General features: G+C 72.2%; 8 protein-coding genes. 4 read left to right on the top strand and 4 right to left on the bottom strand.

All coding sequences use genetic code 11. From position 1 onward, the window contains the following. Positions 1-160 precede the first annotated feature (160 nt). Together K7C98_RS02540 and K7C98_RS02535 are read left to right on the top strand one after the other, a co-directional pair. A complete protein-coding gene (locus tag K7C98_RS02540; protein ID WP_224189874.1) occupies positions 161-1303 on the top strand; it encodes a cysteine desulfurase family protein in 1143 nt (380 codons plus the stop codon). A gap of 67 nt (positions 1304-1370) precedes the next feature. After that, positions 1371-2690 (top strand): cytochrome P450, encoded by a 1320-nt coding sequence (locus K7C98_RS02535; RefSeq protein ID WP_224189873.1) that lies wholly within the window; start codon positions 1371-1373, stop codon positions 2688-2690. Positions 2691-2694: 4 nt separating this feature from the next. Here the strand turns inward: K7C98_RS02535 and K7C98_RS44570 are convergent, their stop codons facing one another. The 4 genes from K7C98_RS44570 to K7C98_RS02515 form a co-directional block, all read right to left on the bottom strand. Then, positions 2695-6501, bottom strand: a complete 3807-nt coding sequence (locus K7C98_RS44570) for a PEGA domain-containing protein (protein WP_224189872.1) — start codon at positions 6499-6501, stop codon at positions 2695-2697. A 3-nt stretch (positions 6502-6504) separates the two neighbouring features. Next, on the bottom strand, positions 6505-7563 hold the full coding sequence (locus K7C98_RS02525) for an AAA family ATPase (protein WP_224189871.1): 1059 nt from the start codon (positions 7561-7563) through the stop codon (positions 6505-6507). 2 nt (positions 7564-7565) lie between these two features. Beyond that, positions 7566-9929: an SIR2 family NAD-dependent protein deacylase gene (locus tag K7C98_RS02520; RefSeq protein ID WP_224189870.1), complete on the bottom strand. Its 2364-nt coding sequence runs from the start codon at positions 9927-9929 to the stop codon at positions 7566-7568. 528 nt (positions 9930-10457) lie between these two features. Next, positions 10458-11045 (bottom strand): hypothetical protein, encoded by a 588-nt coding sequence (locus K7C98_RS02515; protein ID WP_224189869.1) that lies wholly within the window; start codon positions 11043-11045, stop codon positions 10458-10460. Positions 11046-11699: 654 nt separating this feature from the next. On the opposite strand from K7C98_RS02515, the gene K7C98_RS02510 reads away from it, so the two are divergent. Continuing rightward, entirely contained in the window at positions 11700-12083 is a 384-nt protein-coding gene (locus tag K7C98_RS02510; RefSeq protein ID WP_224189868.1) for a TfoX/Sxy family protein, read from the top strand. Positions 12084-12408: 325 nt separating this feature from the next. Continuing rightward, the gene (locus K7C98_RS02505; protein ID WP_224189867.1) at positions 12409-12807 is read left to right on the top strand and encodes a VOC family protein; all 399 of its coding nucleotides are present in this window, start codon (positions 12409-12411) and stop codon (positions 12805-12807) included. The last annotated feature ends 348 nt before the right edge of the window (positions 12808-13155 follow it).

Genomic DNA, 13155 nt, shown 5'->3' with positions numbered 1-13155 from the left:
GATGACGCGCGTGCCTCGCCGCCAGCGCTCGCTCGCTCGCCCCGGCGCCTCGACCGACCGTCGCGCGACCGGCCGAGCACGTCGCTCGCAACACGAGCACGATGACGGCGAGCCGTCGCGTGGTTGACGATCGCCGCCCCGCCGCCCGAGACTCGGACCCGTGAGCCCGGACGCCGTCATCTACCTCGATCACAACGCGACCACGCCGCTCCTGCCCGAGGTCGTCGACGCGATGCTGCCGTTCCTGCGCTCGCACTTCGGCAACCCGTCGAGCGGCCACGTCTTCGGCGCTCGCGCGCGCGAGGCCGTCGCCCGCGCCCGCGAGCAGGTCGCCGGGCTGCTCGGGTGCGACGACGACGAGGTGCTCTTCACCTCGGGCGGCACGGAGGCCAACAACCTGGCGATCCGCGGCGTCGCCGGGCGGCACGCGCGACCCGGTGCGATCGTCACGACCGCCGTCGAGCACCCCGCCACCGAACGGCCGTGCGCATGGCTCGAGCGCCAGGGCTGGCAATTGACGCGCGTGAGCGTCGACGCCGGCGGTCGCGCCCGCCTCGAAGAGGCCCGCGCGGCGATCGCCAGAGGCGCGGTCCTCGTCACCGTGATGCACTCGAACAACGAGACCGGCGCGCTGCAGCCGATCGCCGAGCTCGCGCATCTGGCCCATGAGACAGGCGCCTTGATGCACACCGACGCCGCCCAGTCGCTCGGCAAGGTCGCCGTGCGGGTGCGCGAGCTCGACGTCGATCTGCTGTCGGTCGCCGGCCACAAGCTCTACGCGCCGAAGGGCGTCGGGGCGCTCTACGTCCGCCGCGGCACGCCGCTCGCGCCGGTGCTGCTGGGCGCCGGCCACGAACGCGGGCTCCGCCCGGGCACGGAGAACGTCGCCGGCATCGTCGGCCTCGGCGCGGCGTGCCTGGCCGCGGCCGGAGATCTCGCAACGACGTCAGCGCGGATCGAGCGGCTGCGCGACCTGCTGTGGGACAAGCTGGCGAGCGCGGTGCCCGGGCTCGGTCTCAACGGCCACCCGCAGCTGCGCCTGCCGAACACGCTCAACGTGCGCTTCCCGAAGGTCCCGGGCAGCGCCGTGCTCGCCGGGGCGCCCGAGATCGCCGCGTCGACCGGGTCCGCCTGCCACGAGGGCCACGAGAGCGCCTCCGCGGTGATCGTCGCCATGGGCGTGCCCGCGGACGCGGCGATCGGCTCGGTGCGCCTGACCCTCGGCCGCGGCACGACCGAGGAGGAAGTGACGCGCGCCGCCGCAGCCCTGAGCGCCGCGTGGCGGCGAGCCACCGGCGAATGAGCCGACGACCGCGTCGCGCGATCTCGTGCCATTGGCAGGCCCGCCGGCATCCACGACACTGCCGGCCATGCCGGCGCTCCCACCTGGACCACGCTCGACGCTATGGACCAGCTTCGCGGTGATGCGCGAGCCCATCGGCGCCATGACGCGGGCCCGCGACAAATACGGCGACCCGTTCACGCTCCCGCTCGCCCACGGCAACCTGGTCCTGACCGCCGACCCGCGGCTCGCCCGCGAGGTGTTCGGCATCACCGACGTCGACCTCTTCGACACCTTCGGGAGCACCACCCTCACCCCGCTGTTCGGCCAGCACTCGCTGCTTTTGATGGCCGGCGAGCCGCACCGGCGCGAGCGCAAGCTGCTGCTGCCGCCGTTCCACGGCGAGCGCATGCGGGCCTTCGGCGCGACGATGGCCGACGCCACGCGACGGGCGCTCGCCACCGTCGCGCCGGGCCAGGAGTTCCGCGCGCTCGACCTCGGCCTGAAGGTCTCGCTCGAGGTCATCATCCGCGCGGTCTACGGCGTGGAGGAGCGCGCGCTGGTCGAGCGTCACACCGCGGCGCTGGTGGCCATGCTCGACGCGGCGCTGCCGATCTTCAACGCTGCGGAGGTGTTCCAGCGGGCGCCGTTCGGGCTCGGGCCGTGGGCGAAGTTCCTGCGCAGGTCGGACGAGGTCGACTGCTTGCTTTACGAGCAGATCGATCGCGTGCGCGAGCGGGCGAGCGAACGCGACGACATCCTGTCGATGATGCTGAACGCGCGCTACGAGGACGGCTCGCGGATGACCGACCGCGACATCCGCGACGAGCTGCGCACATTGCTGATCGCCGGCCACGAGACGACCGCCACCACCTTCGCCGCCGCGCTCGAGGAGCTGCACCGGCCCGAGAACGCCCACGTGCGCGCGCGCCTGCACGACGAGCTCGCGCACGCCTCCGACGCGCCCGAGGAGCTGGCCAGGCTGCCCTACCTCGGCGCGGTGATCGACGAGACGCTGCGCCTGCACCCGGTCGTCGAGATGGTGCTCCGCCGCCTGCGCCGCCCGTGGCGCCTCGGCGACCACGAGCTGCCCGCCGGCACCGCCGTCGGGGTCGCGCTGCCGCTCGTGCACCGGCGCGCCGACCTGTACCCCGACCCGACCCGCTTCGAGCCGCAGCGCATGCTCGACCGCAAGCCGGGCGCGTCGGAGTTCGTCCCCTTCGGCGGCGGCAACCGCCGCTGCCTCGGCGCCGCGCTGTCGCTCTACGAGCTGCGGATCGCCCTGGCGGTGACGATGCGCGAGGCGACGCTGGCGCTGCGCGAGCCGAAGCCGGTGCCGATCGTCCGCCGGCGCATCACGCTCGGACCGGAGACCGGCGTGCGCATGCAACGTGTCGTGGGTGGCTGAGAATTCACTTCGAGGACCTCGACTTGCGCTCGAGCTTCGCTTTCTCGGCGGCTCGAACGATCCCCAGGACGACGCGGACGCGCTGGATGTCCGCCTCGCCGAAGGCCGGGTCGACGGACGCCTCGGTGATGAACCTTTCGTAGTAATGCACGGCGAGGCTCGGGTATCCGGCTCGCTCGTACGCGCGACCGATGCTGGACAGGAGCTCGGCGCGGGCCTTCGCCGCGTACGCGCGCTGGAACGACGCCACGGCGCCGACGTAATTCCCCTCGCGGTACTTCGCGCGCCCCGCCAGGAACTCCGCATCATCGCGATGCGGCTGCACCGGTCGCACGATTGGATCGTCCTGATTCCCGCGCGCCGACTTCTTGACGGCATCGACGCCGGTCTCGTCGTCGCCGGGGGTCGAGCTCGCGTCCGTCGCCTCGCCCGCGTCCTTCTTGTTGACCGGACCCGCGGGCGGCAGGAGGTCGAACGCGATCTCCGTGGTCGGCGCCTTCTTCTGGGTCTTCGTCGCCGGCTTCGCCGCTTTCTCCTGCGTGACGACCAGCGGCTGCAAATCATACCACAAGGTCATGTCGCGCTCCTGGACCTCGATGGTCTTGCGCATCGCCTCGTACCCCGGGGCCATGACGACGAGCTCGTGGGACCCGACGTTCAGCGGCAGCTCGATCGGCGTGTCGAAGACCTGTCCGTCGACGAGCGCCCGCGACGTCGGCGTCGTCTCGATGCGGACGAACGAGAATCGGCGGTCCGGGTCGAGCGTCGGCGCGAGCGCCGAGATCCCCGCCCTCGCCTCGAGGTTGGCGGGATCGAAGTCACGCACCACCGCGTAGATCCGGAGCGCGAAGTTGTTGTCGCCGTTGTCGACGGCCGTGCTCGCCGCGGCGAGTCGCAGCTCCACCTCCGCCCGCTCGCGCAGCTCGTTGGCGAGGACAGCGAGCTCCGGGTCGGCGGCGAACTCCTGCGCGCGCCTGTCGAGCTGGGCCAGCGCCTGGACGTACTCGCCCTCGTCGAGCAGCACCGCGATCTTGTCGAGCAGCGCCGGCAGGTCGACCTCCTCGACGACGGCGGGGTCCGCCGTCGTCTTCACCGGCTCCGGCGCAAACAGGCTCGTCACCCCGTACGCGAGCGCCACGCCGACCATGAGCGGCACGGCCTGGTTCAGCAGGCCCCGCAGCCACGGACGGGCGAACCATCCCGGTCGCGGCGCCGCCTCGGCTTCGTCAGTCATCACGGCGGCGAGCCGCGCGCTCCGCCTCGCGCGCCCGTGGGCGATTGCCGTGAGGCCCAGCCCGAGCGCCCCGACCAGCCCCGCAGCGACCGCGCGCGCCTCGAGCTCGAGCAGCAGCGTCGCCCACGCCGCGCCGGCGAGGCCCGCCACGGACAGCAGCCGCGGCAGGTCCCGCCGCACCCACCACGGCCGGCCGAGCAGGTGCGTCAGCAGTACCGGCCCATCTGTCCCTTCGACCATGTGCTCCTGGACCGATCGCCACTCATGGCCCGGCCCCGGCAGGCGGCCGAGGTGCGCCGCGAGCAGCGCCGCGAGCTCGGGCGCCTCGGCGTTGGCGAAGAACGGCAGCAGCTCGTGCGCGCGGGCCGGCTCGAGCACCGCGCGGTGGAACGCGAAGCGCATCGCGCAGCGGTCGCTCATCCCCCCGGACGTCGGGGTCGCGGCGGCGATCTGCTGCATCACCAGCTCGCGGGCGCGGCGCTCGGCGGTGGAGAGCTGGCCCGGCGCGAGCCCCTCCGCGGCGCGCAGCTCGTCGAGGAGCGCGCGCACGAGGTCGGGCGAGATCGCCAGGCGGCGGCCGTCGGCGCTGATCGGGTTCTCCTTCTCGCTGCGCAGCCAGTCGAGCAGGCGCTGCACGTAGCGCGGGTCCGGCAGGGCCAGCCGCAGGTCCTCGAAGCTGCGGCGGAACGCGTCGAGCTGGGCCCACGTCGGGTCCGGCACCGAGGCCGCGAGCGCGGCCCAGCGGCGCAGGTGGGTCAGCACCTCCGGCCACGGCCGCAGGCCCGGCTCGAGCGCCGGCATGCCTGTCCGATAGGTCATGTGCATCGCCATCGCCCGCAGGCCCTCGGCCGTGAACGGGAAGCGCGCGACCCCGGCGTCGCGCAGGCGGTTCACGACCCTGCGCGCCTCGCCGTCGCGCTCGGCCAGCGGGCGCGGGTCGAGGTCGAGGACCGCGCGAGCCGGCCACGCGCCGAGGTGACGCAGCCACGGCATCGCCCCGGTCTTCTCGGCGAGGTCCGTCATGCGCGTGACGATCAGCAGCGGGGCGCCGTCGCTGCGCCGCGCCAGCGCCCCGAGCTCGCGGCGCGCGGCGATCTCGGTGCGCAGCGCGTCGACATCGGCGTCGACCGGGCGCGCCTCGACGAAGCGCGGGCGGTGCTTGAAGTCGTGGCGCTCGATCTTCACGCCGAGCCGGTGCCAGCGGGTCAGCACGAACAGCACCGCGTGGAAGTACGGGTGGCTGCCGGTCTCCACGTCGACCAGGACGGTGATGTGGTGCTGCTGGCGCCCCGGCGCGAGCACCGGCGTGAACTGGCCGGCGCGGCGGCTGGTCGCGTCGAGGGTCGCGTCGACGTCGAGCTCGTCGCCGCGGGTGAGCTCGGCGACGCGCCCGAGGATCGTCGCGGCGTCGTCGATCGCCGCGAGCGGCAGCGGAGCGACCCGCTCGACCGCGTACGGCAGCGCCTGCGCGTCGTCGTCGCCGGCCTGCTGCCGCCGCAGGTCGAGGGCTCGCCGCCGCTGCTCGTCGCGCGCGACGACCTGCCGCCGCCCCGCGCCCAGCCAGCGGATCCCCACCGCCGCGAACAGCAGCGACACCAGCCACAGCGCGACGCCCGTGGCATAGCGCGCGCCCGGCCGCGCCTCGGGCTCGCCGCGCAGCACGTCGTCCAGCGCGGCGGCCGCGGACGACTCGGCGGCGCGGGAGCTGTCCTCGCGGACATGTTCCTCGTCCGGCTCGCGGGCATCATCGCCGGCGCCGCTCGAACCCTCGAAGGACAGGTCCTCGCGGACATCCTCCTCGGCGCCGGCCGAGCCGCCGGATGACATGTCCTCGCGGACAGGTCCGACTCGAGCATCCTCGCGCGGCCCGGGGGTCACCGGCTCGATGGCGGGCTCCGGCGTCGATCCCGGCGGCTGCGCCGGCGCGGCGCGTGGCCCCGATTGCTTACTGTCCTCGCGGACAGGTTGATACACGACCGACGGCTGGGGCCCCTGCGCCGGCGCCTCCTCGTGCGACCGCGGCACGCCGCTCTCGATCGCCGCGGGGAGCGGCTCGAGCCGCGCCGCCAGCCAGCGGACCGCCACCACCGCGCCGACGACGAGCACCACCGCCGCGGCCGCGCTCACCACCGCCATCGACCAGCCCCACACCGGCCGCGGCAGACGGTGCAGGCGCCGGAGCGAGTCGGCCGCGCGTGCCCGGACGCGGGCGACGAGGCGCTGGCGTCGACTCGCCGGCGCCGTCGACGGCACGAGGACGATGCTCGGCCTGGCGCGCGGACCGGCCTGCTTCGCCTCGATCTCGCGGACCGGCTCGTCGCCCGCCAGGTAGCCCTCGGGGGCTTTAAAAAAGACCTTCAAGCGCGCGTGGACGGCCTGCCACTCGCTCTGGTCGCGCGCCAGCACCGAGGCGATCGCCGCGCACTGGGAATCATACGACCATGGTTCGCCGGCCTCCGCATCGGCGGCCATCTCCTCGAGCAGCGCCTCGACGGCCAGGGTGGCGCGCAGGTCGAGGCCGAGCGCGCGGTCCTGCTCGAGGCGGCGGAGGAAGGCGTGCAGCGTCGGCGCGTCCACGGCTCACCCCAGCGCGTGGAGATCCTCGCGCAGCTTGATCAGGCAGCAGAGGGAGGGCAGGTCGTGCCACGTTCGCGTGCGCAGGCGCGACGACGCCGGGTCGAGGTCGCCGGCCAGCGTCGCCAGGCGAGCCAGCGCGTCGGCGGGTTCGTAGGTCTCGCCGACGACGTCGAGCCAGTCGAGCAGCTCCGCGGTCGACGGCTTCTTGTGCAGCCCCGGCTGCGCGCGCAGGCCCATGAACAGGCTCACCGCGTGATCGAGGTACGGCTCCTCGCCCGCCGTCGCCGTGTCCTTGCGGCGCTCGCGGAGGATCTCCGACAGGCGCTCCTTCCCGGGGAAGCGGATGTGACAGAAGACGCAGCGGCGCAGGAACGCGTCGGGGAGCTGGCGCTCGACGTTGCTGGTGATCACGATGATCGGCCGCCGCTCGGACGCCGCGGGCGGACGCATCACCCGCTCGATCGGGCGCTGCTCGGCCCCCCACGGCGCGAAGTTGGTGACGACGGCCTCGCCGGGGCTGGCGCTCGGGATCTCGGGGATCTCGAACTCGTTGCGCTCGAGCTCGCGGAGCAGATCGTTGGGCAGGTCGCGCGGCGCCTTGTCGATCTCGTCGATCAGCACGACCTGGCGGATCGGTGCGACCAGCGCGAGGCCGAGGGGCTGCAGCTCGACGTAGCGGCGCGGATCCTGGGCCTCCTCGCGCGCCGCGGGTCCGCCGTGCTGCGCGTCGCTGAAGCGGCGCAGGGCGTCGTAGTGGTACAGCAGATCGCGGGCCCGCGTGTCGCTGCGGACATAGCACTCGCGGATGCCCTGCTTCGCCTCGCGCCGGCCGTCGAGGTAATTGGCGATCACGTGGGCGAAGTCGGTCTTGCCGCAGCCCGGCTCGCCCGTGAGGAGCAGGGGCATGCCGAGCGTGATCGCGGCGTTGGCCGCGGCCAGCAGGCCGTCGTCCGGGAGGTACGGCTTGCGGTCGCGGCCTTCCAGGCCGTTCGGGGGGATCCGCGGCTTGCTGGTGCGACGGGTCCGCAGCGGCGGGAGTGCGGGCGGTGGATTCGAGGTCATGGTCAGGCGAGGGAGGGGCTCAATTCGCGGTAGAGGTCGTCGGCGAGGTCGCGATAATTCTTGGCGTCGCCCAGCGCCTGGTGCCGCGCGTAGACGGCGTCGCAGCGGGCGCGCAGCGCCGGCGTGAGGGCCTGACCGCGGTCGCTCAGGAACTTCTCGAGGCTCTCGCGCACCTCGCTGGCGGTCGGAAAGTGGAGCTCGAGCACCTTGCGCTCGCCGCCCGCGACCGCGCGCAGCGCCTCGTCGACGGCGTTGAACAGCTCGTCGGCGCCGGTGTCGAGCAGCGGGTGCTCGACGGCGAGCAGCACGCGCACGGCCCGATGCGGCGCGCGGAGGGTCGCCAGGACGGCCGTGAGGCGGTCGCGGAGGAACTCGACCAGCGCGTCGCGCTCGCCCGGCGTGAGGCCGACGAGCGGCGCGGTGTTCTTGCCGCGCACGAGGAACATCACCGCGTGCTGGGCGAGCGCGCGTTGCAAGTACTCGGCGAGCGGCCTGCCCTTGGCGAACCCCATCGCCCGGCGGAACGTCTCCTCCCACTCCTCCGCGGTCTGCAGGCGCACGTGGTCGCGCTCGAACATCACCTCGCAGACCTGATGCTCGCGGCGCACGCCGTCGCTGGCCTCGTCGTCGAGGAAGCGGTGGGCGCGGTCCATGAACAGCGCGATGTGCTGGCTCGGCGTGCCGTGGAGCAGGAACAGCAGCGGACCGTCCTTGCCGTCGCAGGCGCGCGTCAGCGCGTTCCAGGCGCCGTCGCGGTCCAGCAGGCGACAGAACAGCGAGTAGCTCTCCGCGCCCTGCGGGGCCGCCGGGGCCGCGAGGATGTGACGCGCCAGCGCGTCGAGCTCGTGGCCGCGGTCAGGCCGCGCGTCGCGCAGCGACTGCAGCAATCGCGGCGTCACGAGGTCGTGCCGCGCCAGCCGCTCGGCCACGCGCGAGCACGCGACCGCGAGCTCGCCGAGAAAGTCCTCGTCGTGGTGACATTGCGCGGCGAAGCCACGCAGCCACGCCGCGAGCTCGTCGCGCGTGAACAGCCGCGCGAGCATCCCCGCGAGCGCGACCGCCGGCGAGCCAGAGGGCACGTAGATCGCCGCCGGCGCGGTGAGCTCCGGCGCGGTCGCCACGGGCCCGGTGGGCGCCGCGGGGCCCGGCGGGACCGGTCGTGCCGCGGGTGGCATCGACATCACGGGCGGCGGCGGCGCGACGATCGCGACGGCATCGCAGGCCTCGACGCCGAGCTCCGCGAGCTTGCCGAACAGGCCCCGGTCCCCCGCCTGCAACAACGATCGCAGGCCGCGGAAGTCGGGCGCCGGCGCCTCGAGCTGGAGCTCCCGCGCATGGACACGCGCGCCCCACACGTTGACCTTGACGCCGTAGCTGTCGAGCAGGTCGTCGAGCTCGACGCCGCGACGCCTGGCCGTCCGCTCGTTCGCCGGCGCCGAATACTGCACGGTGAACGCCACCGGCCGCTCGGCCGCGAGCGCGAGCCGCTGCAGGAACCGCGGCACGTCCGCGTGTCGCGGCAGCTCGGCGACCGAGACCGCGACGTCCTTGAGGCGACGGCGGAGCGGCGGCGTCAGCTCGGCCACGATCGCATATCCGCCGCGGATCCCCAGCTCGCGCATGTCGTCGAGCACGAGGTCGAGGTCGGGGTCGTTATGGCCGTAACCGATCCACAGCAGGCGATTGCTCTGGAGCAGCGAGGCGACCGCCCGCCGCGTCGCGCTCTGGCGAAATTCGCCCACGTAGTCGGCGCGCGCGGCGATGATGTCGTTCGGGTGATCGAGGTCGCCGTGGATCTTGAGCACCAGCGGCTTCCTCGCGGCCAGCAGATCGGCGACGTCGGAGCTCGACCACGAATATACCTTGACGTCGCCGGCGGCGGCCTCGAGCAGGTTGTCGTAATTGGTGGTGACGACCGCGCGCAGGCCGAGCTGCATGAACATCCGGTGACTCGCCGTCGGCCACGGCTCGACCGCGCTCGGGCCCTCCGTCACCCGCCACGGCCTCGCGTCGGTGCGCTCCTCCGCCGCCCGCGCGAGCAGCTCGGGCAGCACCTCGAACCGGCGCCGCTGGAACAGCTGGCGCGCGACCGCACCGGCGAATTCGCCCGCCAGGACGTCTTGCTTGAGCAAGTTCGCCGCCTGCAGCGGCTGTCCCTCGCAGATCTGCCACGCCCACGCGATGTCCTTGCGCTCGTTCGGGTGGGTGTCCCACGCCTCGTCGCAGATCGCCCGGATCAGCTCGATCCACCCCGGCAGCCCGGCCGCGCAGGACAGCCCCGATCCGACGATACCGACGACATCCCGGCTCTTCAGGCTCTTCACGAGCTCGGGCGCGGGTTCAGGGAGCGACGCCTCCGGAGACATGGATCTCGACGTTACCGGCGCGTCTCGTGGCCGCGCAAGGGCTCCCGCGCGCCCGATTCGTCGCCTGCGCCGGCCACAGACCGAACGCCGCACGGTGTGCGCTATCGCTCTCGCCTCGACACCGAGCATTGCTCGTCCCGGCAGCAGCCCATTCGCACGGCGCAGTGGATGCGCGGCAGGCCACGGCGGTCGGACGTGTCAGGGATGGCTGGTTCGCCCACACCGCCGCAGAGCGCGGCGACGAACCCGCGTCGCGGCCGGTGACCGCCGCTCGTGACGCGAAGCGACGGATCTCTCCGTGGCGCTGGCGGGCGAGCGAACTCCTGCGTCGCTGGCACGAAGCCGCTCGTCGGCGCCGCCACGCAGGCTGCGCGCGGCTGTCTCATGAGACAGCCACGCGCAGGCCGCGTCGACATGGCGCTCGCACGCGCATCCGCGCAAGGACCCGACGATCTCGAGCCGTCGCCGTCCATTCGTGCCCGGACGCGGCGACGCGCGGCGAACGGCGCCGCGCATCGCCGATTCGGCTCACGACTCGCAGCCGCAGCCGGTCTCGTCGGTGAACGGCGCCTCGTCGCCGAAGCACTTGATCAACATCGCGGCGCATTGCGCCGGATCGTGGCTCACGTAGCGACGCCCGCTCCGCGCCGATTGCGGCGCCTGGTCCTCGCAGATCCCGATGCAATCGGCCCCGCCCTTGAGCGGGTCGCAGTCGTCGCTCGGGTCGTCCACGCACACCTGCCCCTCGGGGCAGGCCGTGCCGGCGAACCCGCCGCAATACGTCACGTCCTCGCAGAACCCGATGCAATCGGCCCCGCCCTTGAGCGGGTCGCAGTCGTCGCTCGGGTCGTCCACGCACACCTGTCCCTCGGGGCAGGCCGTGCCGGCGAACCCGCCGCAGGTGGTGGCGGCGCGGAAGGTGGCCTCCTCGCAGATCCCGATGCAATCGGACCCGCCCTTGAGCGGGTCGCAGTCGTCGCTCGGGTCGTCCACGCACACCTGCCCCTCGGGGCAGGCCGTGCCGGCGAACCCGCCGCAATACGTCACGTCCTCGCAGATCCCGATGCAATCGGCCCCGCCCTTGAGCGGGTCGCAGTCGTCGCTCGGGTCGTCCACGCAGACGAGGTCGCCCGGGCAAGGAGTGCCCGCGAAACCGCCGCAAGGAATGGGCAGTTCGCCCTTCCGCTGCGTCACATCCTCGGAGTCGCACGCAGCGAATGCGCCAAAGGCCAGAGTGAGATGGGTGAAGTACCTAATGTATTTTCGCATGATTCTCCGTAGACCCTTCGAGTATGGAAGGGTTATGGAAGATATGGCCAGCCCGCGCCACTTGGTACGACCAATCTCTGCAATCGATCGAGAGGAACATCCGCTCGAGCGCGTGAAACATCGGAACAATGAGCGTGAACGATCACCCGCTGCTTTGCAGCGATTCGCTGCAGGGCCCGGCCTGACAGCCCCAGGAGGCTGAGGCCCCCAAAGTACAACGTTCCGGGCGCCGGAGCGCCTCGCAATAGGGCGAGCGCCGCCTGGCTCCTGCTCTCGGCGGTTCCGACGGGATCGGCACGAGGCTCGATTGGACCGTGCTGTCCGACGGAATTGTTCGCCCTCGCGACCGACGTGCTCTGCCCCTCGACAACTGGATGCGCGTCGTGGTCATGCTCCTGTCCTCCGAGCCTTTCTCCGGCTGGCTGGCGAACCGTCACGCCGCCGATTCGCGGTCCGCTGCCCCCGCGATTGGGCTACGCTCCCGGCTCACGGAGGACGACGATGCCATACGACCAAGGAGTGGCGGCCCGGCTGCGGGCGGCGGTGATGCGAGCGCGACCCCAGGCCCTCATCGACGAGCGCAAGATGTTCGGAGGCCTCGCGCTGCTGCTCGACGGCAGCATCGCCTGGGGGGTGTTGAAGAGCGATCTGGTGATCCGCGTGCCCGACACCGCCACCGCGCTGCGGCGGCCGCATGCGCGGCCGTTCGACTTCACGGGTCGACCCTCGCGCGGGCTCGTGTACGTGGCACCGCCCGGATTCGCCGACGAGCGCGACCTCGATGAGTGGATCGCGCTCGGGATCGCGGGGGCACGAGCGGCCGCGGCGACCAGGCGGCCCGCATCGCGCGCGAACGCAGCGAAGGCCCGGGCTCGCGCGCGGTAGAGAGTTCTCATCCATCGCCGCGGGGCCGCTGCACCGGCACCAGTCGCTCGCCCACGCACGATCCGAACCACCGGTGCACAGCTCGCAGGAGAAGCCGAAGATTCCCACGGGGTTGAGCGGCAGCTCACAGAGGGCCGGGAGGACCTGCTCGAGGTCCTGGATCGAGAGCGGTTGTCACGTCAGAGAAATGAACGATTCCACATGGTTGCGAAAATTCGCCGGCGCTGGCGTCATCGACCGATGAGTTTGTGGAAGCCGGGAGGTCTGTACGATCGGAACGATGCGGCGGGTATCTCGACCGCGCCCGCCTTCCCCGGAGACCGACATGGCACGCAAGTTCTTCGTAAGCCTCCCCGTCCGCGACCTCCCGAAGTCGATGGCCTTCTTCACGGCCCTCGGCTTCGAATTCGACCCGAAGCTCACGGGCGACCACAGCGCTTGCATGATCATGAGCGAGGGTGCCTCCGTGATGCTGCTGACAGAGTCGTTCTTCGGCGGCTTCACGAAGCGCGAGCTCTGCGACACGCGCACGCAGGAGGAGGCCCTCTTCTCGTTCTCGGTCGCGAGCCGGTCCGACGTCGACGCGATCGTCGCGAAGGCGGTGGCGCACGGCGGCGTATCCGCGGGTCCGCCGGAGGACCACGGCTTCATGTACGACCACGGCTTCTACGACCTCGACGGCCACGGATGGAACGTGGTGTGGTCGGACCCCTCGGCGACGTGACGCTCGCCCGGTGGTCCGGAGCCGTGCATCGGTCACGACCAGCGCGAGCAGGCGCTGGTTGTGGTCGACCTCGCGGCGTTCGGCCGATTCGTCGGAGGTCGCGCTGGAGCTCGCAGATCGCCGAGGGTCGGTGGTGGGTGGCTGCCGTGGCGAGCCACCTCCGCCTCAAGGATCTGCAGACGGCGAGCGACCATGTCGATCGCCGTGGCGGCAGTTCCGGACTCTCGATTTGAATTCGACCCGGCCTCACTGCTCGAAGCAGTAACTACGCGGATTTCTCAACTCTTTGATCACACTCGCAAATTCGCCAAACTCCGCGTAGACATTCACGAATTCGCGCTAAATGTG

Origin of the sequence: Nannocystis pusilla (assembly GCF_020073745.1) — a bacterium.
In the GTDB taxonomy this organism is placed as follows: domain Bacteria; phylum Myxococcota_A; class Polyangia; order Nannocystales; family Nannocystaceae; genus Nannocystis; species Nannocystis radixulma.
This window is presented reverse-complemented; position numbering and strand designations above follow the sequence as displayed.